The 24,762-nt window shown below is 38.6% G+C and carries 26 protein-coding genes and 5 tRNA genes; 30 read left to right on the top strand and 1 reads right to left on the bottom strand.

Annotated features, from left to right (window positions below; translation table 11 throughout):
* Positions 1-2 precede the first annotated feature (2 nt).
* The 20 genes from ACT2CV_RS00420 (at position 3) to ACT2CV_RS00325 (ending at position 14,484) form a co-directional block, all read left to right on the top strand.
* Positions 3-356, top strand: a complete 354-nt coding sequence (locus tag ACT2CV_RS00420; RefSeq protein WP_464973884.1) for an STAS domain-containing protein — start codon at positions 3-5, stop codon at positions 354-356.
* A 14-nt stretch (positions 357-370) separates the two neighbouring features.
* Positions 371-628 carry a BolA family protein gene (locus tag ACT2CV_RS00415; protein ID WP_464973885.1) on the top strand — a complete coding sequence of 86 codons (258 nt, stop codon included), beginning with the start codon at positions 371-373 and terminating at the stop codon, positions 626-628.
* 12 nt (positions 629-640) lie between these two features.
* Positions 641-1,918 (top strand): UDP-N-acetylglucosamine 1-carboxyvinyltransferase, encoded by a 1,278-nt coding sequence (gene murA, locus ACT2CV_RS00410; protein ID WP_464973886.1) that lies wholly within the window; start codon positions 641-643, stop codon positions 1,916-1,918.
* A 153-nt stretch (positions 1,919-2,071) separates the two neighbouring features.
* Positions 2,072-2,473 (top strand): tol-pal system-associated acyl-CoA thioesterase, encoded by a 402-nt coding sequence (gene ybgC, locus ACT2CV_RS00405; protein ID WP_464973887.1) that lies wholly within the window; start codon positions 2,072-2,074, stop codon positions 2,471-2,473.
* A 16-nt stretch (positions 2,474-2,489) separates the two neighbouring features.
* Positions 2,490-3,173: a protein TolQ gene (tolQ, locus tag ACT2CV_RS00400; protein WP_464973888.1), complete on the top strand. Its 684-nt coding sequence runs from the start codon at positions 2,490-2,492 to the stop codon at positions 3,171-3,173.
* A gap of 70 nt (positions 3,174-3,243) precedes the next feature.
* Positions 3,244-3,669 carry a colicin uptake protein TolR gene (tolR, locus tag ACT2CV_RS00395; protein WP_464973889.1) on the top strand — a complete coding sequence of 142 codons (426 nt, stop codon included), beginning with the start codon at positions 3,244-3,246 and terminating at the stop codon, positions 3,667-3,669.
* A gap of 15 nt (positions 3,670-3,684) precedes the next feature.
* Complete coding sequence (gene tolA, locus ACT2CV_RS00390; RefSeq protein ID WP_464973890.1) at positions 3,685-4,833, top strand: cell envelope integrity protein TolA; 1,149 nt, start codon at positions 3,685-3,687, stop codon at positions 4,831-4,833.
* 35 nt (positions 4,834-4,868) lie between these two features.
* Entirely contained in the window at positions 4,869-6,158 is a 1,290-nt protein-coding gene (gene tolB, locus ACT2CV_RS00385; RefSeq protein WP_464973891.1) for a Tol-Pal system beta propeller repeat protein TolB, read from the top strand.
* A 20-nt stretch (positions 6,159-6,178) separates the two neighbouring features.
* Positions 6,179-6,637 carry a peptidoglycan-associated lipoprotein Pal gene (gene pal, locus ACT2CV_RS00380; protein ID WP_464973892.1) on the top strand — a complete coding sequence of 153 codons (459 nt, stop codon included), beginning with the start codon at positions 6,179-6,181 and terminating at the stop codon, positions 6,635-6,637.
* A 186-nt stretch (positions 6,638-6,823) separates the two neighbouring features.
* Positions 6,824-6,899, top strand: a tRNA-Lys gene (locus ACT2CV_RS00375).
* A 111-nt stretch (positions 6,900-7,010) separates the two neighbouring features.
* Positions 7,011-7,538 carry a prepilin-type N-terminal cleavage/methylation domain-containing protein gene (locus ACT2CV_RS00370; protein ID WP_464973893.1) on the top strand — a complete coding sequence of 176 codons (528 nt, stop codon included), beginning with the start codon at positions 7,011-7,013 and terminating at the stop codon, positions 7,536-7,538.
* Entirely contained in the window at positions 7,535-8,254 is a 720-nt protein-coding gene (locus ACT2CV_RS00365) for a hypothetical protein (protein WP_464973894.1), read from the top strand. Before ACT2CV_RS00370 ends, ACT2CV_RS00365 begins: the two co-directional genes overlap by 4 nt.
* A complete protein-coding gene (locus ACT2CV_RS00360) occupies positions 8,251-8,937 on the top strand; it encodes a DUF2572 family protein (RefSeq protein ID WP_464973895.1) in 687 nt (228 codons plus the stop codon). The genes ACT2CV_RS00365 and ACT2CV_RS00360 overlap by 4 nt, the downstream gene beginning before the upstream one ends.
* Positions 8,921-9,220 (top strand): DUF5374 domain-containing protein, encoded by a 300-nt coding sequence (locus ACT2CV_RS00355; RefSeq protein ID WP_464973896.1) that lies wholly within the window; start codon positions 8,921-8,923, stop codon positions 9,218-9,220. Before ACT2CV_RS00360 ends, ACT2CV_RS00355 begins: the two co-directional genes overlap by 17 nt.
* A gap of 33 nt (positions 9,221-9,253) precedes the next feature.
* On the top strand, positions 9,254-12,655 hold the full coding sequence (gene recC, locus ACT2CV_RS00350) for an exodeoxyribonuclease V subunit gamma (protein WP_464973897.1): 3,402 nt from the start codon (positions 9,254-9,256) through the stop codon (positions 12,653-12,655).
* 79 nt (positions 12,656-12,734) lie between these two features.
* Complete coding sequence (locus ACT2CV_RS00345) at positions 12,735-13,955, top strand: ROK family protein (protein ID WP_464973898.1); 1,221 nt, start codon at positions 12,735-12,737, stop codon at positions 13,953-13,955.
* A 137-nt stretch (positions 13,956-14,092) separates the two neighbouring features.
* Positions 14,093-14,169 (top strand) — tRNA-Met (locus ACT2CV_RS00340).
* Between the two features lie 6 nt (positions 14,170-14,175).
* Positions 14,176-14,258, top strand: a tRNA-Leu gene (locus ACT2CV_RS00335).
* Between the two features lie 28 nt (positions 14,259-14,286).
* Positions 14,287-14,361, top strand: a tRNA-Gln gene (locus ACT2CV_RS00330).
* A gap of 48 nt (positions 14,362-14,409) precedes the next feature.
* Positions 14,410-14,484: transfer RNA gene (locus ACT2CV_RS00325), tRNA-Gln, on the top strand.
* Positions 14,485-14,486: 2 nt separating this feature from the next.
* Here the strand turns inward: ACT2CV_RS00325 and birA are convergent.
* Positions 14,487-15,419 (bottom strand): bifunctional biotin--[acetyl-CoA-carboxylase] ligase/biotin operon repressor BirA, encoded by a 933-nt coding sequence (gene birA / locus ACT2CV_RS00320; protein WP_464973899.1) that lies wholly within the window; start codon positions 15,417-15,419, stop codon positions 14,487-14,489.
* A gap of 134 nt (positions 15,420-15,553) precedes the next feature.
* Between birA and guaB the strand changes: the two genes are divergently transcribed.
* The 10 genes from guaB (at position 15,554) to ribD (ending at position 24,756) form a co-directional block, all read left to right on the top strand.
* A complete protein-coding gene (guaB, locus tag ACT2CV_RS00315; RefSeq protein ID WP_464973900.1) occupies positions 15,554-17,017 on the top strand; it encodes an IMP dehydrogenase in 1,464 nt (487 codons plus the stop codon).
* A gap of 54 nt (positions 17,018-17,071) precedes the next feature.
* Positions 17,072-17,500, top strand: coding sequence for a hypothetical protein (locus tag ACT2CV_RS00310; RefSeq protein ID WP_464973901.1), 429 nt, complete (start codon positions 17,072-17,074; stop codon positions 17,498-17,500).
* A gap of 9 nt (positions 17,501-17,509) precedes the next feature.
* Complete coding sequence (locus ACT2CV_RS00305) at positions 17,510-18,181, top strand: HAD family hydrolase (RefSeq protein WP_464973902.1); 672 nt, start codon at positions 17,510-17,512, stop codon at positions 18,179-18,181.
* A 1-nt stretch (position 18,182) separates the two neighbouring features.
* Positions 18,183-18,809, top strand: coding sequence for a DUF1919 domain-containing protein (locus tag ACT2CV_RS00300; RefSeq protein WP_464973903.1), 627 nt, complete (start codon positions 18,183-18,185; stop codon positions 18,807-18,809).
* A gap of 48 nt (positions 18,810-18,857) precedes the next feature.
* A complete protein-coding gene (locus tag ACT2CV_RS00295; protein WP_464973904.1) occupies positions 18,858-19,679 on the top strand; it encodes a BRO-N domain-containing protein in 822 nt (273 codons plus the stop codon).
* 158 nt (positions 19,680-19,837) lie between these two features.
* Positions 19,838-20,377: a hypothetical protein gene (locus ACT2CV_RS00290; protein WP_464973905.1), complete on the top strand. Its 540-nt coding sequence runs from the start codon at positions 19,838-19,840 to the stop codon at positions 20,375-20,377.
* 8 nt (positions 20,378-20,385) lie between these two features.
* Entirely contained in the window at positions 20,386-21,960 is a 1,575-nt protein-coding gene (gene guaA / locus ACT2CV_RS00285; protein WP_464973906.1) for a glutamine-hydrolyzing GMP synthase, read from the top strand.
* A 335-nt stretch (positions 21,961-22,295) separates the two neighbouring features.
* On the top strand, positions 22,296-23,093 hold the full coding sequence (locus ACT2CV_RS00280; RefSeq protein WP_464973907.1) for a hypothetical protein: 798 nt from the start codon (positions 22,296-22,298) through the stop codon (positions 23,091-23,093).
* 83 nt (positions 23,094-23,176) lie between these two features.
* Complete coding sequence (gene nrdR, locus ACT2CV_RS00275; RefSeq protein WP_464973908.1) at positions 23,177-23,632, top strand: transcriptional regulator NrdR; 456 nt, start codon at positions 23,177-23,179, stop codon at positions 23,630-23,632.
* A complete protein-coding gene (gene ribD / locus ACT2CV_RS00270) occupies positions 23,629-24,756 on the top strand; it encodes a bifunctional diaminohydroxyphosphoribosylaminopyrimidine deaminase/5-amino-6-(5-phosphoribosylamino)uracil reductase RibD (protein ID WP_464973909.1) in 1,128 nt (375 codons plus the stop codon). Before nrdR ends, ribD begins: the two co-directional genes overlap by 4 nt.
* Positions 24,757-24,762: the final 6 nt, after the last annotated feature.

Genomic DNA, 24,762 nt, shown 5'->3' with positions numbered 1-24,762 from the left:
TTATGCAGACTGAAAAACTTACATGGTCGACAGTTGTAAATGATGATAGAATAGCTCTCCAATTAAGCGGAGAGCTTGTTCGTGATACGTTGTTACCCTTATGGAATTATTATCAAAGGGAGCAACGTATTGCTGTTTTAGATAAACAAAAAATCAAAAATCAGCACCTGATTATTGATCTCTCAAATATTACTAGAATGGATAGTGCAGGTTTTGCATTGTTATGCGATCTTATTCATCACTATCAAAAAGAGATGGATATGCCTTATCAGGTAAAATTGGAAAATGGTCCCCGCGAATTACTCACTTTAGCTGATCTATTTGGTTTAGATAATTGGATCAAGGCTTTTTTATAACTACGGAAAATAGAATGGAACCGCAAGAAATCGAACGAATCTTAAAGCAAGCGCTGAATATTGAAGAAATTTATGCACAAGGCGAGAATTCGCATTTTGGTGTCATAGTTGTGGATGATGAGTTAGCAAAGTTATCACGCATTAAGCAACAACAAACCGTTTATGCACCGTTAATGCAATATTTCCAAACAGGTGAAATTCATGCTCTGACCATTAAAACCTATGATAAGGAAAAATGGAAAAGAGATCGTTTGTTAAACGGTTTAGGCTAGAGAGGAATAACAATGGAAAAATTTCGTGTTTATGGTCAATCCAGTTTAAATGGTGAAGTTCAAATTTCCGGTGCGAAAAATGCCGCGCTTCCTATTTTATTTGCAGCGATCTTGGCGGAAGAGCCTGTTAAATTAACCAATGTGCCAGAATTAAAAGATGTGGATACCACATTTAAAATTTTACGCAAATTGGGTGTAAGTGTTGAACGTGATGCGGATAAATCAGTACTAATTGACGCAAGTAAAATCGACCATTATGTAGCGCCTTATGAATTAGTTAAAACCATGCGTGCTTCTATTTGGGCATTAGCACCTTTATTGGCTCGTTTCCATGAAGGTCAAGTATCTTTACCTGGCGGTTGCACTATTGGCGCTCGTCCAGTAGATATGCATATTTCTGGCTTAGAAAAAATGGGTGCACATATTGAATTGGCTGAAGGCTATGTGAAAGCAACCGTAAATGGACGTTTGACTGGTGCACGTGTTTATATGGATAAAGTGAGTGTTGGTGCGACTTTATCCGTCATGATGGCGGCAACGTTGGCACAAGGTCAAACCATTATTGAAAATGCCGCGCGTGAACCTGAAATAGTAGATACCGCTGAATTTTTAAATAAAATGGGTGCGAAAATCTCAGGAGCTGGAACAGATACAATTAGCATTGAAGGTGTTGAACGTTTAACTGGTTGTGAACATGCGGTTGTTGCAGACCGTATCGAAACTGGCACATTTTTAGTTGCGGCAGCCATTTCTGGCGGAAAAATCACTTGTAAAGGGACAAAAGCAGACACGTTGGATGCTGTGATTGAGAAATTACGTGAAGCAGGCATGCAAGTTGATGTCACTGAAAATACGATTACACTAGATAGCTTAGGAAAACGTCCAAAAGCAGTGAATATCCGCACCATGCCACACCCTGGATTTCCAACGGATATGCAAGCGCAATTCACCTTACTAAATGCAGTAGCTGAAGGCACGAGTAAAATTACAGAAACTATCTTTGAAAATCGCTTTATGCATATTCCTGAACTCAATCGTATGGGGGCAAAAGGGGAAATTGAAGGCAATACAGCATTGATTCAAGGTGTTGAACGCTTGTCTGGTGCGCAAGTAATGGCGACGGATTTACGCGCTTCTATTAGTTTGGTGCTAGCAGGTTGTATTGCTAGTGGCGAGACCATTGTGGATCGTATTTATCATATTGATCGTGGTTACGAACATATTGAACAAAAATTACGCTTACTAGGGGCGAAGATTGAGCGTTTTTCTGAAAGTCATTCAGAAGAATAACCTCATTTTATCTATATAAAAGTGCGGTCAAAAATAAGATAAATTTTGACCGCACTTTGAAATAAATTCCCTATTTTGTACTTGCTTATTCCTATAAGTCGCTTTAGAATACGCCAGTTTTTATATAGATTTTAACCAGTTAAGGATAGGTTTATGACAAAGATGTTTAAATTGCCTGTTCGTGTCTATTATGAAGACACAGATGCTGGTGGTGTTGTTTATCACGCTCGTTATTTACATTTTTATGAACGAGCAAGAACAGAATATTTACGTTCCCTTGATTTTTCTCAACAAACGTTGTTGCAACAAAATCAGATAGCCTTTGTTGTGAAATCAATGAATATTGATTATTGTTTTCCAGCTAAATTAGATGATTTTTTGACAGTTGAGACCTATGTTGAGCAAGTAAAAGGGGCGACAATCCTGTTTTCTCAATGTATAAAAAGAGAAGATAAGACTTTAAGTATGGCTACTGTTAAGGTAGCCTGTGTTGATCTTGGCAAAATGAAACCTGTAGCCATTCCTATGGAATTAAAGGCTGCATTTAATTCATAATTTTCGGAGCTTTGCAATGACCGCAGAATTGAACTTTTTAGATTTATTTCTAAAGGCGAGTATCGTCGTTCAACTTGTAATTTTAATTTTAATTTTATTTTCTATTATTTCATGGGCAATTATTATCCAGCGCAGTCGCGTATTAACAAAAGCCTTAAAAGAATCAATGGCATTTGAAGATCGTTTCTGGTCTGGCGAAGATTTGAATAAATTATATGAAGGTTTAGAAAATCGTCGTGATTCCAATATGACGGGTAGTGAACAAATTTTCTATGTTGGTTTCAAAGAATTTAGCCGTTTGAAACAGGTTAACCCAGATGCACCAGAAGCAATTATCATGGGAAGTACAAGAGCGATGAATTTAGCGATGAATCGTGAAGTAGAAGATTTAGAAACCCGTGTACCTTTCTTAGCAACAGTGGCTTCTGTAAGTCCTTACATTGGTTTGTTTGGTACGGTTTGGGGGATTATGCATGCATTTATGGCATTAAGTGGTGCTAAACAAGCTACGTTACAAATGGTGGCTCCGGGGATTGCAGAAGCCTTGATTGCAACAGCTATTGGTCTATTTGCGGCGATTCCTGCTGTAATGGCGTATAACCGTTTAAGTTTACGCGTGAATAAATTAGAACAAAATTATGGTAACTTTATTGATGAATTTACCACCATTTTACAGCGTCAAGTTTTCGCTAAGAACTAACAAATGTTGATATTTTTGACCGCACTTTGTGCAAAGTGCGGTTGATTTTCGCTAAGTTTTAGAGGTTTATATGGCTTACCGCCGTAGTAGAGAAAAAAGTATTAAATCTGAAATTAATATCGTTCCATTTTTGGACGTATTATTAGTTTTAGTCTTAATTTTTATGGCAACAGCACCTATTATCAGTCAAAGTGTGCAAGTGGATTTACCTGATGCTGTTGAAAGCCAAAGTGTGTCTAATGAAGATAAAGTGCCTGTGATTTTGGAAGTGGCGGGTGTCGGTCAATATGCCGTTTCTATTGCTGGAGAACGTTCAGAAGGTTTAACAGAAGAAATGGTTACTCAGATGATGAAAGAAGAGTTTGAGAAAGATCCTAACACTATGTTTTTAGTGGGTGGAGCCAATGATGTGCCTTATGAAGAAGTGATCAAGGCATTAAATTTACTTCATTTAGCCGGCATAAAATCTGTTGGTTTGATGACAGATCCAATTTAAGTAGTAGGGTAAATTGTGAAAAATAATCGACAAAACAAAGAAACAAGTGCGGTGCTAATTTCCGTTGTTTTGCATGCGATTTTGTTCGGTTTATTAATTCTAAGTTCATTCTTTCACGAGCCAATTCAAGCAATGGGTGGTGGCGAAGGTGAAGGCGATATGATTGGTGCTGTGATGGTCGATACAGGTGCAGCGGCTCAAGAATGGGGACGTCTTCAGCAGCAGAAAAAAGGGCAAACTGACAAAGCGAAAAAAGAGCCTGAACCTGAGATTAAGCCTGAACCAGAAGTGAAGAAACAGGAAGATAATTTAGAAGAATTAAAAAAGCTTGAGCAACAACGTTTAGAACAACAACGTGAGCAAGAACGTCAAAAACAATTAGAAAAACAAAAAGCGCAGCAAGAAGCCTTAGAGCGAGCTAAACAAGCAGAAGAAGCCAAAGCGAAAAAAGAAGCGGAGGCAGCAAAATTGAAAAAAGAAGCTGAAGCAAAACGTTTAGCTGCGGCAGCAAAACAAGCGGAAGAAGAAGCCAAAGCGAAAGCTGTCCAAGAAGCCAAAGAAAAGGCTGAGAAAGACGCCAAAGAAAAAGCAGAAAAAGAAGCTAAAGCGAAAGCGGAAAAATCGGCTAAAGAAAAAGCAGAAAAAGAGGCTAAAGCGAAGGCTGAAAAAGAAGCTAAAGAAAAAGCGGAGAAAGAGGCTAAAGCAAAAGCAGAAAAAGCTGCAAAAGAAAAGGCAGATAAAGAAGCTAAAGCAAAACGTAAAGCAGAGCAAGCCGCCTTAGATGATTTCTTAAATGGCGGTGATGTTGGTGGCGGTAGTGCTGCTAAAGGCGGAAATGCCAACAAAGGTGGCGCTCAAGGAACTGGTGCAGGGCAAGGTACTGGAGATGGTGGTAAAGTGGGCGATCAATACGCTGGAGTTATTAAACGTGAAATAAAACGTCGCTTTATTAAAGATCCAAGTTTTGCTGGTAAAGTATGTAGTATCCGAATTCAGCTAGAACGTGATGGAACTATTGCTGGCTATCAACGTGTTTCTGGACCTGATGATATTTGTAGTGCAGCATTGAGTGCGGTTGCAAGAACGAAGAAAGTGCCAGCAGCACCGTCTGATGCTATTTATAGTAAATATAAAAATCCGATTATTGATTTTGATTTAAAATAATCGATTAAAGTAAACATAAACTAATAGGTGGTTTAATGAAATTATTGGCTCGTGTTTTGAGTGTTTTCGCTGTGTTGTTTTTTGCAATTAATACAGCACAAGCTGACGATGAAGTTCGTATCGTGATTGATGAAGGGGTTGAGGGGGCACGTCCTATCGCTGTTGTTCCTTTTAAAACTAATGGTTCAGTTCCCGCTGATGTTGCGGAAATTATTTCTGCTGACTTACGCAATAGCGGTAAATTTAACCCAATCCCTGTAGATAGAATGCCACAACAACCAGGTTCTGCTTCTGAAGTAACGCCTGATGCATGGTCATCTTTAGGTGTTGATGCGATTGTGGTTGGACAAGTTACAGCAACGGGCGGTGGTTATAATATTGCTTATCAGCTCGTTGACACTATCGGTGCTTCAGGTGCGGCTGGTGCAGTATTGGCGCAAAATTCATTTACAGTAACACCTAAATTTATTCGTTTTGGTGCGCATACTGTAAGTGATGAAGTATTTGAGAAAATCACTGCGATTAAAGGTGCATTTAGAACTCGTATTGCTTATGTTGTGCAAAAAAATGGTGGTTCTCAGCCTTATGAAGTACGTGTAGCAGACTATGATGGTTACAATCAATTTGTTGTAAATCGTAGCTCACAACCTATTATGTCACCAGCTTGGTCGCCTGATGGTAAACGCTTGGCTTATGTATCTTTCGAAAATAAAAAATCTCAATTAGTTGTTCAAGACTTAGGTTCTGGTGCACGTAAAGTTGTTGCTTCTTATCCAGGTCATAATGGTGCGCCAGCATTCTCACCAGATGGTTCGCGATTAGCATTTGCATCTAACCAAGATGGTCAATTAAATATTTATGTGATGGGCTCAAATGGTGGAAATCCAACAAAATTAACTAGTGGTGCAGGAAATAATACTGAACCAAGTTGGACGCCAGATGGCCGTATTTTGTTTACCTCTGATAGAGGAGGTTCACCACAAGTTTACTCAATGAGTGCATCAGGTGGTGGTGCAACATTGGTAGGTTCTGGTCGTAGTTATAGCGGTCAGGTTAGTGCTGATGGAAAGACTATGGTGATGATTTCAGGTGATAACGTTGTTAAAACAGATCTTGCAACGGGGGCTAGCCAAGTATTAAGCTCAACTTTCTTAGATGAAAGTCCAAGCATTTCACCTAACGGAATTATGATTATTTATAGCTCTACCCAAGGCTTAGGAAAGGTGCTACAATTAGTGTCTGCAGACGGACGCTTTAAAGCGCGGTTGCCAGGAAGTGATGGACAAGTTAAATTCCCTGCTTGGTCACCATATTTAACTAAATAAAACTCTAAGGAGACAAATTAATGAAATTAACTAAATTATTATTAGTTGCCCCAGTATTAGCATTAGCTGCATGTAGCTCATCAAAAAATGATGCTAACGGTATGGACGGTGCGAACGCAAATGGTCAATTCGGTGGCTATTCAGTTCAAGATTTACAAAGCCGTTACAACACTGTTTATTTCTCATTTGACAGCTATGCAGTTGAAGGTGAATACAAACAATTATTAGATGCTCACGCAGCATACTTAACAGCTACTCCAGCAGCTAAAGTTGTTGTTGAAGGTAACGCTGACGAACGTGGTACTCCAGAGTACAACATCGCATTAGGTCAACGTCGTGCAGACGCAGTGAAATCATACTTAGCAGCTAAAGGTGCTAACAATGTTTCAACTGTATCTTACGGTGAAGAAAAACCAGCTGTATTAGGTCACACTGAAGCAGCATATGCTAAAAACCGTCGTGCAGTGTTAGCATACTAATTTAGAATTTTATTATGAAACAGGCTCTTTTTAGAGCCTGTTTTGTTTTTCAGTTGATTGATTTTTATTGAAATTGATGACTATTCAGGCAAATGACAAAAAAATATAAAATAGTTGTTGATTATTAAATTTAAATCCGTATTATATGCACCCGTTGCGTAAGATAAATTGTCTTTTGTAACCAGTGGGTCGTTAGCTCAGTCGGTAGAGCAGCGGACTTTTAATCCGTTGGTCGAAGGTTCGAATCCTTCACGACCCACCACTTAATCTCCTTAGTTTGATTATTTTTGTGATCTTTGTTCCAACTTCGCATTAAGACTTTTTGCATTTTCATCTTGCACTTTTAAAGTGCGGTGTAAAAAAGGAAAGATTTATGCAAAGAGGCTTTACCTTATTTGAACTCCTAATTACGCTTTTTATCATTGCTTTATTGTCAGTTGTAAGCCTTCCTATCTTAACGAAATCTGATAATCAAATGATTTTGGCCAAGGAACAACAACGTTTTTATCTTTTTCTTCGCCAAATACAAGCAAAAATTGAAAATTCGACGGACATTTGGTTTCTGGTACTAAACCGAGATCTCAACCAACAGCGTTGGTGCGCAACGGTGCAATTAAAAGATGATACAACCTGTAATTGTTTTTACCCTCAAAGTTGCAGTTCATCCCTAAAGCCGGTTTTTTATTATCCGTTACAACAACAGAAAACCATGATCGCAACTAAATCCTATTATCCCGATAAATTAATTAGTTTTAACAGCACTAGAAATTCGGCTGATTCAGGTTGTTTGTTATTACAAATCGATCAATATGCGACGCTATTTTCCTTTTCTAATTTAGGACGCATACGATTAAGAGAAGGGCAAAACTTGAGTAGCTGTAATACGGGAGATGAAGAATGATCGGATTTTATCGTGGACAAACTTTGCTAAGTCTAATGCTGAGCATTACTTTATCCTCTTTTCTATTATTTGCCATTATTCAGTTCTATACGCAAGCACAGCAGCAAAATCGCACATTGCTACTGAAATTGCAGCTACAAACTGAATTGCAACGCGCAATTCAAACAATGGCAAAAGATATACGTCGAGCCGGCTTTAGAGCTTTATCGCCGAAAGTGAGTCAGGATAATTTTCACTTATTTGAAGTGGATGATAAAGGAACGAGCCTTGCCATTTACTCAATGCAAAGTGCGGTTAAAAATAATTGTGTTTTATTTTTTTATGATTTAGATGCAAATGCGTGTTTGGGTTCGACCAATCGTACTTGCGTCAAGAATAATCAGAATATGACTTCTGAAGTGGGACGCGAATTATTTGGTTATCGCCTACGTGACAATATTTTGGAAAGTCGAACCTATGGTAACAAAGCGAACAATAAGTGCAAGAAAGCAGAATGCCAATCTTATTTACAGCAAAATGCCTGTTTAGAAAAAGGTTGGAGTAAATTTTTGGATGAAGACAGTTATGACATAACGGATTTAGTTTTTTCTTGGTTGCCTGAGGCCCGTTATCCGGCTATTGAAATCAATTTAGCAGGGCGATTAAAACAACATAAAACGATCACTTATGAAACGAGCATTGTGGTGCCATTATTAAATCAGCCTGAGGAAAAATGAAAAACATCGCAAAAAATCACCGCGGTTTTGTCACCATTACGTTGCTGATAGCATTATCAAGTCTGTTATTTCTCATCTTATTATTCAATGAGGAATATCTAAATATACATCGTTCAATGGTTGAACAACGTCGTTATTTTGTTGAACAGAATGATTTGCTTCTTATGGAATTTGAACAGCGTAAGTTAGCAGCTTGTGAAAATCTCGCATTGGATAATAGCCATAATGTCAGCATTGTTTCCATTAATGATGGCCATGAATTAGGGATTCAGCATTTTTTATGGTGCAAACGCCAAGCATTGTTTAAGCAAGCGCCCAAGAAAATTTTGAATGAAAGTGAATTGAATCATTTTATTGATATGGAACTTGTAAGTTTGTTTCAAGGACGTTTTAGTTCTGGCGATAAGGAAATTCCCACTAGCCAAAACTACCATGTGGTTTGGTTTAATAAAGAACAAAATCACTGGCATCTTGATGCGCAGATTAATGCGATTGTGATTGCTGAGGGGGATTTATCCGTCACAGGAAAAGGAAAAATTAGTGGCGCTATCATTACACAAGGCAATTTTTCTAAGCAGGATTCTTTGACAATCAGCTATAAAAAATCAGTCGTAACAAAATTGGTCCAGGATTATAGTCGTTGGCAATATGTGGAGAAAACGTGGCATGATTTTATTCCATAAAATTGGTTATCGAGGCATGACCTTGTTTACTTTATTAGTCGTTTTGAGTTTATTTAGTGGAATTTGGTTAGCATTAAGCCAATGGACATCCACTCAACGACAGCAAGCTAATGAAATTTATCAACGTTATCAAGCAGTTCAAATTGCAGAGAATCAAAAGCAACGCCAATTTTTAGGGTTAGACTGTCAACCTATCATTAAACAAAATCAGCTCGTTTTTGAAGTCAGTTGTCAAACGAATATGGTAAAAGTGCGGTATGTTCTAGGCGAAATTCGTTTATAATAGTTATCAAATTATGCACAAAACGAGTTTGCCATGTTTAAAGTCTATCATTCAAATGATCTTGATGTTCAAAAAGATATTTTAAATTACATTATTGAATCAGCGCCATTACAAAATGCTTTTGAGCCTGAAACGATCTTGGTACAAAGTCCGGGAATGGCGCAGTGGTTACAATTAAAATTGGCGGAGAAAAATGGCATTGCGGCTAATTTTCGCTTTCCGATGCCTGCGAGTTTTATTTGGCAACAGTATGTCGATAATTTGCCGAATGTGTTAGAACAAGCCCAATTCAGTAAAGAAGCAATGGCTTGGCGACTTATGCGCTTAATTCAGCGTAGTGATTTCCAGCCAATTCTGCATTATTTGCATTGTTCAAAACAATCTGAACAGCAAAAGTTATATCAGCTTGCTTGCAAAATCGCGGATCTCTTTGACCAATATTTAGTTTATCGACCAAACTGGATTTTGGCTTGGGAGCAAGGAAATGACAATGAGATTTTAGCTGAAATTATTGCTCAACATCCTCAAGCAGATGAAAAATTCAATGCTCAAATATGGCAAGATATTCAATGGCAAGGTCAATTATGGCGAGCATTGCTTCAAGATATTTCGGGCGAAAATCAACTCAATGTGATTCAACATCGTGCAAATTTACATACGCAATATATTTCCCTTCCTCAGTATCATAATTTACCTAAACGTCTGTTTATTTTTGGTATTTCAGCATTGCCGAAAACCTATTTAGAGACCTTTGAGGCTATTAGCCAACATTGTGATGTCCATCTCTTTTTTAATAATCCAAGCGAATATTATTGGGGAGACATTATTGATGATAAATTTGCGCAGCAACTGAGATTAAAACAACTCACTGACTATAAAACACAAGCGGCGAAGCCTTTGTTTACAGAAACGCAATTACAAGATTTTTCACAAGGTGCACAAGAACTGACCGCAGAAAATGAACATTTATTAGTGGGTCATCCTTTATTGGCAAGCTGGGGAAAATTAGGGCGCGACTTTTTCTATTTATTAAGTCAACTAGATACGGTTGAAATTCAGTCTAATCGCCAATGGCAACAAGATGGCTTATTATCGCAGCTTAAACATCATATTTTGCAACTAAAACCGAGTGAAAAAGGCGCATTGCATTTTGATGAAATGGATAAATCGATTTCCTTTAATGCTTGCCATAGTCCAATGCGTGAAGTGGAAGTGTTACATGATTATTTGCTGCAATGTTTTCAAGAGTCGCCAGATCTCACACCAAAAGATATTGTGGTAATGGTATCAGATATCGATCGTTATGCGCCTTATATCCAAGCGGTATTTGGTCGTTATCAACAAAAAATATGGTCTCAGCAACATCAAGAATATCGCTATGATCATCGATACATTCCGTTTTCTATTTCCGATGAAAAATTGTCGGAAAGTGAAATTTTACTGGCGACTTTCTTAAATTTCTTACGTTTAAAAGAAAGCCAATTTAGTGCGGAAAATGTGCTTGAACTATTGGATATTCCTTCTATCAGAACATGTTTCGACTTGGATTTATCAGATCTTGAATATGTTCGGCATTGGGTTGAGCAATCAGGCATTCGCTTTGGTTTAAATAAATCAGAACAGGAAGAGACAAATTATAATTCATGGCAAGCAGGATTAGAGCGAATGTTGCTTGGTTTTGCTATGCGTGAAGAAAATGGTATTTGGCAAGAAGAACATCTTGGTTTTGATGCGAGTTATGGTTTAAAAAGTCGATTAACAGGCGCTTTGAGCGAGTTTATTGAAAAACTCATGGATTGGCACCAGAAATTACAAGCACCTCATTGCATCGAAAAATGGCAACAATATTTAACCGCACTTTTAACGGATTTTTTTGCCGTAGAGGATAAAACAGCAGATATTTTTCGTTATATTCAAGATGGTATTCAGCAGATTACGGACTTATTACAACAATTACACTTTGATCAGCCTATTGAAGCGGACGTATTAGCTGACGCCTTAACGACACAATTAAATGATAATAAATATAGTCTGAAGTTTTTGGTTGGGCGAGTGAGTTTTTGTACCTTATTACCGATGCGTGCGATTCCGTTCAAAGTCGTTTGTTTGCTTGGTATGAATGAAAGAGATTACCCGCGTCAACAAACGCCAAACAGCTTCGATCTTATGCAATATCATCATCAAAAAGGCGACCGCTCTCGTAGAGACGATGATCGTTATTTATTTTTAGAAGCCTTATTATCTGCGGATGAACGTTTGTATATCAGTTACGTTGGGCAATCAATTATTGATAATTCGCTGTTAGAACCGTCGGTTTTAGTCAATCAGCTCTTGGATTATTTATATGATAACTTAGATGCTTTGCCATCAACTCAGCATAAAGGGCAGAAAGCTTTAGTGAATTACCACGCAATGACAGCGTTTAGTCCAAAAAACTTCAGCGAAAATCACCGCACTTTTGCTTATGAATGGGAAAAAGTGGCCAATTCAAATCAATCACCTGTTGATGATTTTATTCAGCCAATAGAGGAGAAAAACATTAGTGAAGAGGTGATTGAAATTCAGTTAGATCAATTGATTAAATTTGTGCAAAATCCAATTAAATTCTTTTTTGAACAACAACTTGGTGCTTATTTCCGTTGTGAAGATGAGGAAATTTCGGATACGGAAAATTTCACTTTGCAGGGATTAGATCTTTATCAAATTCGCCAAGCGTTGCTACAAGAAGAAAACATCGATGAGGTGTTTGCACAATTAAAACTGAAAGGCACATTGCCTCGTGGTGAATTTGCTCAGGTTTATATTGAAAAAGTGCGGTCTGAAATTATGCAATTTCGCTCAGTGTTGGCAGATTATTTAGATAAGCAACCTGCTTCAGAATATATTGAGCTCAATTTCCTTATTGATGGCAAAAATGTGGTATTAAAAGGTTATTTGGAAAATCTATTTGATGTAGATAATCAGCGTCGTCGTATCACTTGGCGTATGGCGAGTCATAAAGATAGCTATTTAATTGAAAATTGGTTGTATTTCTTAGTTCAAGCTGCCTCGCTGCCAAACTCTGTCTTATCGCCATTATTCTATGCGAGGGAAAAAGATTCCTTAGTTGGAAAATATTTTGAAATGAGTGATGAATTTGATCCCCATTCTTTATTAAAAACGTATTTAGCGGCTTATTTGCATAAAGAACAGAAATTAACCTTAGTGGTGACAAGTTCTCTCAAAGATTGTTTAGCAAAAAATGCGACAGAAGAAAGCTACATTAAGGCAGTGAATCAGTTAGCCTATGGGAATGAATATAGTCATTATGATAAGGATCCTTATTGGCGTAGACTATTGAAGCAAACTCAGGATATAAATCAATATTTACCTGAAATTATGCAACAAACAACCGAGTGGTTCGCCCTAATGTATAACAGTGTCAAGAAAATGTAACAAAAGCGCGGTTAATTTTTCTTGAATTTTCAGATAGAATAACAGGCGTATTTTGTGTAATAACTAAAGGTGGAATCCTATGCAGATTAATCAAATTGTGAATGTAGATTTGGTTAAACAAATGAATAGTGCCATGGTGTATAAGCTCATTGATCAACAGGGGCCGATTTCTCGTATCCAAATTTCTGAATTAAGTCAGCTTGCGCCTGCGAGCGTGACCAAAATTACGCGTAACCTCTTGGCGCGTGGTTTAATTAAAGAAGTGGAGCAACAAGAATCGACAGGTGGTCGCAGAGCCACTTCCATAGTGGTACAACAAAAGGCATTTCGCACATTGCTCATTCACCTTGGTCGTCAAGAAGTGATTTTGGCGATGATGGATTTATCAACAAAACTATTAAAACAACGTCAATTTGATTTACCTGAATTACAAGATATTCAACAACTTGAGCAATTATTATTTCGTGAATTAAATGAGTTTATTGCTGAAAATCAAAAAAAATCGAGCGAGTTGATTGCTATTGGTATGACAGTGGCGGGGTTTGTTAATAGTAAAAATAATCTCATTGAAAATTTACCGCACTTTTCTCTTTCAGAGCCTTGGGATTTGGCGCAACGTATTGAACAAACCTTTAATTTGCCCACTTATATAGGGCAAGATGTGCGTAGTTTGGCACTCGCTGAGCATTATTTTGGCGTCACACAAGATTGCTTTGATTCATTATTGTTGCGTGTCCACCGCGGTGTGGGCGCAGGGATTGTGATTAATCATGAAGTTTTCCAAGGCTATCGGAATAATGTAGGTGAAATTGGACATATTCAGGTCGATCCATTGGGCAAACGTTGTTTGTGCGGCAATATTGGCTGCTTGGAAACGGTGGTCAGCAATTCTGCCATTGAAAATAAAATGGAACAAATGTTGGAAGATGGCTATAAAAGTAAATGGTTATCTTTAGAAAGTCATGATATTGAGGCGATTTGTAAAGCAAGCAATAAGAATGACGCAGTGGCGACGGAATTAATTGAGCATGTTGGCACTCAAATTGGACGTGTGTTGGCGATGTCAGTGAATATGTTTAATCCTGAGAAAATTGTGATTTCAGGGGAAATTACTCAAGCAAAAAATATTTTATTTGCTGCTATTCGCCGAACGCTTGAAAACCATGCCTTGCCTTCATTTGTGGTGGATACGCCTTTAGTGGAATCACAGCTAGAAAATGAAGGTGTAATAGGGGCTTTTGCCTTAGTGAAACAAGCTTTATTAGATGGCACATTGCTTCGCCATTTATTAGCGGAATAAGCAGAATTTATCGCTGATTTGTTTAAACTCTATTCGAATAAGCTGAAAAATGCATTTTCTCACAAAAAAGAGTTGACGAACTAGATGTAAATCAGCATAATACGCTCCGCAAAGCCGATGTCGGTAACGCAAAAAATGGCTACATAGCTCAGTCGGTTAGAGCACAACACTCATAATGTTGGGGTCGCAAGTTCGAATCTCGCTGTAGCCACCATTTGTTGCGGAAGTGGCGAAATTGGTAGACGCACCAGATTTAGGTTCTGGCGCCTGTGCGTGTGGGTTCAAGTCCCTCCTTCCGCACCATTTCATCAGCTTGCAGTCTTTTAGTAGGTGGGGTATCGCCAAGCGGTAAGGCACCGGGTTTTGATCTCGGCATCCCTAGGTTCGAATCCTAGTACCCCAGCCATACTATTCTAAAGAACAAATCTTTATCTCTTTTCAAGATAATCTCAGTTGGGGTATCGCCAAGCGGTAAGGCACCGGGTTTTGATCTCGGCATCCCTAGGTTCGAATCCTAGTACCCCAGCCATCTTATTTTTTCCTTAATGATACTTCTCCACCATTAAAGTGCATTTGTTGATTGCCATTAACAAGCAATTGTAAATATCCGCGTTGATCAATTCCCTGTTCAATGCCTGAAATAGTTTCTTTTTCGGTAATGATATGTACTTCTTCGCCAAAAAATGCATCTCTTTCTTGCCATTGCTGACAGAATTCTGAGCTAATGCCTTGCTGTTCAAATTGAGCAAGTTTTGCATAAATGTGTTTTATTAGCTTGATGAACAATAAAGTGCGGTCTATTTTCGGTAAGATTTCGGTTAAATTTGCCCAAGGTTGATTGATTTGATTTTGCTGTGGCAGAGCAATATTCAGTCCAATGCCAATGACTAAATGTAATTTTCCTTTGCAATTATGGGTAATTTCAATCAAAATGCCCGCCAATTTACGTCCATTTAACAGAATATCATTTGGCCATTTTAGCATCACATTTTTTCCGCCTAATTCTTGAATCGCTTCATAAATTGCCATTCCAATCACTAAACTCAAGCCATCAATCGCTTTTCTCGCATCCACTTGCCAGATAAAGCTAAACATTAATTGGCTGGCAAAAGGCGAAAGCCATTGACGTCCACGTCGTCCTCGTCCAGCAGTTTGGTGTTCTGCAATACAAATATCACCTTTATTCAAGCGTTTGATGTTTTCAATAAGAAATTGATTGGTGGAATGAATAACAGGTTGATAAATAATTTGATAAGGCAACTCAGTTTGTATTCTGCATAAATCCAGTAATTCTGTTTGTGGAATAAGCTTAACTTCGCCGAAGGATGTATCTATCTGTATGCCTTGTTGTTGTAATTGTTGAATTTCTTGCAATAACTGCGCATCATCACATTTTAAAAGTGCGGTTAATTTTTCAAAAGAATGTGTTTGGCAATCCGAAATCAGTGCTAATAATTGTTGCATATCGCTGTCCTTGATAAAAAATGAATGATAAATTAATGAGCGTTTTTTCACAAAAAATCATTCACAAAACTTAATGAAACCTGTATAATCTCGCCGCAATATTTTACAACATATTAATAAGAGAGAATATTGCAATGTTACGCATCAAACAAGAAGCTTTAACTTTTGACGACGTTCTATTAGTTCCAGCACACTCAACGGTATTACCTAATACTGCCAACCTTTCTACTCAACTTACCAAAGAAATTCGTCTAAATATCCCACTGCTTTCGGCAGCGATGGATACAGTAACTGAAACCAAACTTGCGATTTCCCTTGCCCAAGAAGGCGGCATTGGTTTTATCCATAAAAATATGTCGATTGAACGCCAAGCGGATCGCGTGCGTAAGGTGAAAAAATTTGAAAGCGGTGTGGTATCTGAGCCAATCACCGTTCTACCAAGTTTAACCCTTGCGGAATTAGCTAAAGTGGTGGAAAAAAACAGCTTTGCAAGTTTCCCAGTCGTTGATGAAAAAGGCGAACTAGTTGGTATTATCACAGGCCGTGATACCCGTTTCGTGTCTGATTTAACCAAAACAGTGGCGGATTTTATGACGCCAAAAGCGAAATTAGTCACAGCGAAAGAAACCGCAACACGTGAAGAAATCTTCAATTTAATGCACGTTCACCGTATTGAAAAAATCTTGATCGTGGACGATCAAGAAAAATTAAAAGGGATGATCACCTTAAAAGACTACCAAAAAGCCGAAAGCAAACCAAACGCGTGTAAAGATGAATTTGGTCGTTTACGCGTAGGTGCTGCGGTGGGTGCGGGTCCGGGCAACGAAGAACGTATTGAAGCTCTTGTGAAAGCGGGTGTGGATATTTTATTGATCGACTCATCACACGGTCATTCAGAAGGCGTGCTACAACGTGTACGTGAAACACGTGCGAAATATCCAAACTTACCAATCGTAGCGGGTAACATTGCGACTGCTGAAGGGGCGATTGCTTTAGCGGACGCAGGGGCAAGTGCGGTGAAAGTGGGGATCGGTCCAGGTTCAATCTGTACCACTCGTATCGTAACAGGCGTGGGTGTACCACAAATTACTGCGATTGCAGACGCAGCAGCTGCATTAAAAGAACGTGGCATTCCAGTGATTGCTGACGGTGGTATCCGCTATTCAGGCGACATCGCCAAAGCGATTGCCGCAGGGGCAAGTTGTGTAATGGTTGGCTCAATGTTCGCAGGTACAGAAGAAGCACCGGGCGAAATCGAACTTTACCAAGGCAGAGCGTTCAAATCTTATCGTGGTATGGGTTCGCTAGGGGCAATGAGCAAAGGCTCAAGCGACCGTTATTTCCAATCCGATAACGCAGCAGACAAACTCGTACCAGAAGGCATTGAAGGTCGTATTCCATACAAAGGCTATCTAAAAGAAATCATCCATCAACAAATGGGTGGATTACGTTCTTGTATGGGCTTAACTGGCTGTGCGACCATCGAAGAACTTCGTACCAAATCACAATTCGTACGCATTAGCGGTGCAGGTATTAAAGAGAGCCACGTTCACGACGTGACCATCACCAAAGAAGCACCAAACTATCGTATGAGCTAATTCAAGCGACTTTCTTCCCCTACATTTGTGGGGGAAGTTTTTTATTTTTAATTTATGAAAAAAAGTTTAGTTTTTTGCACCGCACTTTTTCTCGCAGCTTGCGGTGGTTCTCACAAATTTTCGGAAAGTGATTTAAATTCAAAAGTTTATAAAGGCTACTGGGCAATGCAACCCGTTGATGATGCTTATCGAGTTATCCAATTTCAACGAAACGGTAGCGTAAAAATTTACGATTACAGCTGCGAAGACAGCGAACACTATCGCCTAAACAGCACCGAAACAGTGCATTTAAGCAAAATCGGCAACAACGCTTTTACCTTATTAGATAACCAAAAAAAGCCGTTTGCCCAATTTAAAATTACCCAACTGAATGGCTCATCATTACAAGCAACCCAAACCTTTTTGGATAAAAAAATCGAGCCCCATTCAGTCAATTTAACTTACATCAATATGGTGGGTGCAAAGCCACTTTGTAATTTTTAGGAAACGAAAATGCTTCAAGCCATTATTTTTGATATGGACGGTGTGATTGTCGATACTGAATATGTCGAATTTGCTTTGCAAAAAGATTTTATTCAAGCAGTCAAAGAACGTCCCGATGAAATTACGAAACAAGAATATCTTCAAGTGGTTGGCAAAGCTTTAAAAGATATTGCTAAAATTATTAAAACAATTAGTGGTTCTCGTTTATCGCAAGAAGAATTGGCTGAACGCTACAATGCTTTTTTTCATAGCATTTTTGATGGAATGGATTATTTAACGATTTTCCGCCAAGATATTAAGCAGATTATTCAATTTGCCAAACAACATCATATTAAGTTAGCAGTGGCGTCATCGTCGCCATTACCACATATTCAAAATATATTGACTCAATGTGGCATTATTAATGACTTCGATTTAATTGTAACTGGTGATTTATTTGCCCAAAGCAAACCCCATCCTGAAATTTATCAATATACAATGCAACAATTAGGCGTGTTGCCTGAATACTCGGTTGCTATTGAAGATTCTTATTTTGGAATGGTTGCAGCGAAAAAAGCGGGAATGACTTGTATTGGCTATGAAGAAACCCGAATGGAAATCGACCAATCTCTTGCCGATTATATGGGAAAAGATATGCTAGAGATATTAGCCATTATTAAACAATTAACTAACAAGGAATAAGATGTTATTAAAACGTATCAGCAACCGAATTAATCGCTATTTTCGCCAATTTATCAATGCGGAAAATCGAAAAAGAATAAAAAATACTAGCCCGACAGTGATTTCCAGTAATTGCACTGGGGCATTTATGTTGCACGATTTACAGTTACGTTTTGATTCCCCTTTTGTGAATTTGTATTTAACGCCAAAAGATTTTATTCGTTATTTAAGCAAGATGGATTTTTATCGCAATCAACCCCTTGAATTTATCGAAACGGAGAAAGGCTATCCTGTTGGAAAACTCGCTGATTTAACCATCCATTTTATGCACTACCACAGCGAGCAAGAGGCTGCAAAAAAATGGCAAGAACGTACCGCTCGTATGAATTTGGATAATCTGTTTATCCTAATGACAGACCGCGATGGCTGCACTTACGAAGACTTAGTCGAATTCGACCGCTTACCTTTTGCCAATAAAGTGGTCTTCACTTATAAAGACTACCCAGAACTCAAAAGTGCGGTGAAAATTTCAGGCTTTTCTGAGCTAGGAATGGTCGGCGATCTCTTTGAAAACACAGGCTTATTTGGCAAACGTTATTACGACCAATTTGATTATGTGGAATGGTTTAACAACGGGTCCAAAAATTAGAAAAATTTGCAAATTTTCCGATGTCTTCATCTGTGAAAGGAACCAATAATGAGTATCCAATTATTTGAACAAAAAGAAGTGCGTTCCGTTTGGGACGAAGAACAGGAAAAGTGGTATTTTTCCATTGTTGATGTGGTTGAGATTTTGACGGAAAGTCTTGATCCACAAGCCTATTGGCGAAAATTGAAACAGCGTTTAAAAGTTGAAGGCAATGAAACCGTGACAAATTGTCACGGGTTGAAAATGCTTGCCCGTGACGGAAAAATGCGAATGACCGATGTGGCAGACGTGCCACAACTTTTACGCTTAATTCAATCTATTCCGTCGCCGAAAGCGGAGCCATTTAAGCAGTGGTTGGCACAAGTCGGCAGTGAGCGGATTGATGAATACCAAGATCCTGAACTGACCATTAACCGAGCAATGCAGGATTATTTACGTTTAGGCTATTCAGAAAATTGGATCAACCAACGGCTGAAAAGCATTGAAATTCGCAAAGAATTGACAGACGAATGGAAACGCACAGGCGTGCAAGAAGGGCAACAATTTGCGGTGCTGACTGATATTATTACTAAGGCTTGGAGTGGCAAAACCACTAAAGAATATAAGCAATTCAAAGGCTTAAAAAAGGAAAACTTACGAGATAATATGACCAATACCGAGCTAATTTTAAATATGTTAGCCGAAGCGTCCGCCAAAGATATTTCCCAAGCCGTTGATCCCCAAACTTTTGAAGAAAATCAACAAGTCGCCCAACAAGGTGGCAATGTTGCCAAAGTGGCGTTGCAAGAGTTGGAAAGTAAAACAGGCAAGAAAGTGGTGAGCGAGTTATCGGCGAAGAAGATGTTAGCGGATAAGAAAAAACTGAAATAGCAACGGGTCAAAATTTTAGAGAAATTTGTCACTAAACGTTGAACGGAATATAAATTTTAAAATTTCGGTTTTGTACATAAATTAAAATTTGTACAATGACTTAAATCATATTAAACAGTTATAATAGTAAAAATTCTTCAGACCAAAAGGAAACTAAAATGAAAAAATTTGCTGAGTTAGAATTTATCCAAAATTTGTCGTGGAAACAAGTTCTTACCTATTCTGCAATTTCCATCACGACTTTGATTGGTGCAACTTGGACACTCGCTACTCGTACAAGCGATAGTAAAGCAGACTATGTCAATATGCGTTATGCCGAAATATCGGCACTTGAAACACAAGTAAAAGCGTTGCAGCTTGAAAATTCACAATTAAAATCGAAATTGGGGATAAAAGAAAGTGCTAACTCCAAAGAAAGTAAATTTGTTGAAAACGAAATAAAAGAACTGAAAAAACGTGAACCTGTGATAGATGATTTTTTAGGTGTTATTTATTTATTAGAGTACCCTTATAATAATTATGGTTATTTTACCTTTACATTTGAAAATGGCGAAAGTGTAAGTAAAAATATAGATATAGGAAAAAGTTATAAGTTTTCAGCTAAAAATAATAAAACTTATCAATTTATCGTAATATCAACAGATACTGAAAAAGACATTGTTAAATATATGATCAAAGAAATTCCTGAAAATAAATAAGGTAACCAATGAAAAACATTCACAATCATAAAATTTTAATTTTGGACTTCGGTTCGCAATATACTCAACTTATCGCCCGTCGTGTGCGTGAAATTGGCGTGTATTGTGAGCTTTGGGCTTGGGACGTGACGGAAGAACAAATTCGTGAGTTCAATCCAACGGGGATCATTCTTTCGGGTGGTCCTGAAAGCACCACCGAAGAAAACAGCCCGCGTGCCCCTGAATATGTGTTCAACGCAGGCGTGCCTGTGCTTGGCATTTGCTACGGAATGCAAACAATGGCAATGCAGTTGGGTGGTTTAACCGAAACCTCTGACCATCGTGAATTCGGCTATGCAAGCGTGGATTTAAAAGCCGCAGACGCACTATTTGCAAAACTTAACGATGATTTGACCCGTTGCGATGCCCCGAAACTTGACGTTTGGATGAGCCACGGCGATAAAGTCACCCAATTACCACCGCACTTTACCATCACTGGTGTCACTCCAACTTGCCCAATCGCTGCAATGTCAGACGAAAGCCGTCGTTTCTATGGCGTGCAATTCCACCCAGAAGTCACTCACACCAAAAGCGGTTTAGAATTATTGAAAAACTTCGTAGTCGGCATTTGTGGCTGCGAAACCAACTGGACTGCGGAAAACATCATTGAAGACGCAGTGGCTCGCATTAAAGAGCAAGTAGGCGATGATGAAGTGATTTTAGGCTTATCAGGCGGCGTGGATTCATCGGTAACCGCACTTTTATTACACCGTGCCATCGGCAAAAATTTACACTGCGTGTTCGTGGACAACGGCTTATTGCGTTTAAATGAAGGCGATCAAGTAATGGAAATGTTCGGCGATAAATTCGGCTTGAACATCATTCGTGTGAATGCAGAAGATCGTTTCTTAGACGCACTTAAAGGCATTGACGAGCCTGAAGCGAAGCGTAAAACCATCGGTAAAGTGTTCGTGGATGTATTCGATGATGAATCGAAAAAACTCACATCAGTGAAATGGTTAGCACAAGGCACGATTTACCCAGATGTGATCGAGTCTGCCGCCAGCAAAACGGGCAAAGCCCACGTGATTAAATCGCACCACAACGTAGGTGGCTTGCCTGATTATATGAAACTTGGACTTGTCGAGCCATTGCGTGAGTTATTTAAAGACGAAGTGCGTAAAATCGGTTTGGCTCTTGGCTTGCCAGCAGAAATGCTCAACCGCCACCCATTCCCTGGTCCAGGCTTAGGCGTGCGTGTGTTAGGCGAAATCAAAAAAGAATACTGCTATTTACTGCGTAAAGCCGATGCGATTTTCATCGAAGAACTCTACAACTCAGGTTGGTACTACAAAGTCAGCCAAGCGTTTACTGTGTTCCTACCAGTAAAATCCGTAGGCGTAATGGGCGACGGACGTAAATACGACTGGGTAGTAAGCCTTCGTGCAGTGGAAACCATCGACTTTATGACGGCACATTGGGCACACTTGCCATACGAGTTACTCGGCAAAATTTCCAACCGTATCATCAACGAAGTGAACGGCATCTCCCGCGTGGTGTACGATGTTTCAGGTAAACCACCAGCGACTATTGAGTGGGAATAAAAATTAGCTGTTTCAGCTTATTTCTAATAATTTCAAATTAACTATAAAGCCTTGTATTTCAAGGCTTTATTTTTTTCTAAGCTTTTCTTTATTTTTCTAGGTAGTTCATTTTTTTGACGGTATTTTTGGCGGTATCGTTTGACAATTTTTAACGAAAGATAAAAAATACCGTCAAATTGATGACGGTATTGGCATTATTCTAACTGCCAGTAAATCAAATTTTATACGTTGAAAAATAAGCTCTATAAAGTGCCTGATAGAGATTTCTAATGCAAATCTAGGCTAAATCTTGCATAATAAGCCCAATTTTTGGGGCTTATTTTTTTATTTCGTTTATGTCAGAGAAAACTTCATTAAAACAGACCGCGCTTTTTTCCTTGTTACCAATTCTTTTATTGTTATTAACAGATAGTTATATCTCGTTTCTACAACCACATGCAGTTTCTGCTTTTGCTGTTGCGCTATTGATCGCGCAATTATTATGTTGTTTGGTATTTGTGAAAGGCGATATTTGCCCAGGGCAACGTGGACGTTTGCTGTTTTCTCATCATTTTTTTACTGTATTTTGGCTAGTTTGGTTGGTAATAAATATTGCAGCAGAACAATTTTCTATTTCAATGCTGTTTAGTTATTTATGCGGTTTAGCTATGTGTTTAATTGCAGCAAAACAACCCTTTGACAATGAAAAACTGCGGTCAAAATTATTGCAGTTTAGTGCGTTGCTTGGTGTCGTGGGAATAATAAGCTATATCACTATAATGCCTTCTCATGATTTTTCCTTGTTGATTTATAATCCAATCAGTCAGCTATTTATTGGTGTTGTGTTGGCGAATTTTGCTTTAGTGATTTCGCGTAGTCGTTTGCAAAATTTTATTGCTTTATTACCTTTTGCTATGGCAGTTGTGCTGTTGCTAAATGTGATTTTTGTTTTGTTAGTTCTAAGCCAACAACTTGATCATTTAAGCAATGAATTTGCAGTGATTTTATATTTTGTTCTGCATTTGATTTTAATGTTCTTCATTGCGCTGCATATTATTAAAAAGCAAAAATTAGCCTATTTTGAACTCGTGATTTTATTATTACTCAGCATGTCATTGCCTATTTGGGCGGTATTTTTTCAGATTCATTTGTAATGCAATGCGCTGAGAATTGATCGTCAATTGAATAAATTTTTGTTAGACTGTTTTTCCTCACTTTTCTGATTAAGGTAATTATTATGCATTGTCCTTTTTGCTCTGCGGAAGAAACCAAAGTTGTTGATAGCCGATTGGTCGCAGAGGGATTTCAAGTTAGACGTCGTCGTGAATGTATTGAATGTCACGAACGTTTTACTACATTTGAAATGGCAGAATTAATTGTGCCTCGAGTGATAAAAAGTGATGGTTCAAGAGAACCTTTTAATGACAGTAAATTGCGTCGAAGTATTGAACAAGCAGTAGGGAAATTGCCCGTAAGTGAAGACCAAATTGAAGAGGCAATTAGTCGCATTACCCATCAATTGCAGGCAACAGGTGAGCGAGAAGTAACAAGTAAATTCGTGGGGAATCTGGTCTTAGATGAATTGAAAGCCTTGCATAAAGTCGCTTATATTCGTTTCGCTTCCGTTTATCTGAGTTTTGAAGATATCAATGAATTTTCAAAAGAAATTGATAAATTAAAGGATTTGCTATGATGAAATTTAGCCCACAGGATGAATATTATATGCAAATGGCGCTTGATTTAGCGTTGCAAGGGCGTTTTACAACAACGCCTAATCCAGTTGTGGGCTGTGTGTTAGTAAAAGCTGATCAGGTGGTGGGAAAAGGGTTTCATTTTAAAGCAGGTCAACCACATGCAGAAGTCATGGCGTTGTGCGATGCAGGGGAAAAGGCAAAAGGCGCTACCGCTTATGTTACCCTTGAGCCTTGTTCCCATTATGGTAGAACACCGCCTTGTGCCAAAGGTTTAATTGATGCAGGTGTGAGCAAAGTGATTGCAGCGATGTCTGATCCCAATCCTCTTGTGGCTGGACAAGGTTTGCAAATGTTACAGCAAGCAGGCATTGAAACTGCGGTGGGATTATTGCAAGAAAAAGCCGAAGCAATAAATAAAGGGTTTCTGTATCGAATGAGGCATAACAAGCCCTTTGTGCAACTCAAATTAGGTATGAGTTTAGATGGGCGTACTGCAATGGCAAGCGGTGAAAGCAAATGGATTACGGGCGCTGATTCTCGTGCCGATGTGCAACAATTACGAGCGCAAGCGTCGGCGATTTTATCGACCAGTGCTACTGTTTTAGCGGATAATCCAAGCTTAAATGTACGTTGGGAGCAGCTACCAACATCAATTCAGCAACAATATCATTTTGAAAATTTACGCCAGCCAATACGCATCATTTTAGATTTTGAGCATAAACTTACCCCAGATTTGCAGCTGTTTCATTTATCTTCACCAATTTGGCTGGTCAGCAATAAAACGCGTGATCTTGCTAATTTTCCTGAGTTTTGCCAACAAATTACTTTAAAAAGTCGTGAAAAACAGACCGCACTTTTAGAATTGATGGAAGAATTAGGTCAGCGTCAAATTAATACGCTTTGGGTTGAAGCAGGGGCAACATTGGCAGGTGCATTGATTGAGCAGCATGCGGTCAATGAGTTAATCTTGTATATGGCGCCAAAATTATTGGGCGATCAGGCAAGAGGATTATGTAAATTACCTCATCTTACGCAATTAGCCAAAGCACCCCAATGGCAGTTACAATCTATTGAGCAAATCGGCGAAGATGTCAAAATGATTTATTCGCCTAAACAAGCTTAGGAGTGG

Source organism: Reella acinonychis (assembly GCF_052384575.1).
Classification (GTDB): domain Bacteria; phylum Pseudomonadota; class Gammaproteobacteria; order Enterobacterales; family Pasteurellaceae; genus JBQSUQ01.
This window is presented reverse-complemented; position numbering and strand designations above follow the sequence as displayed.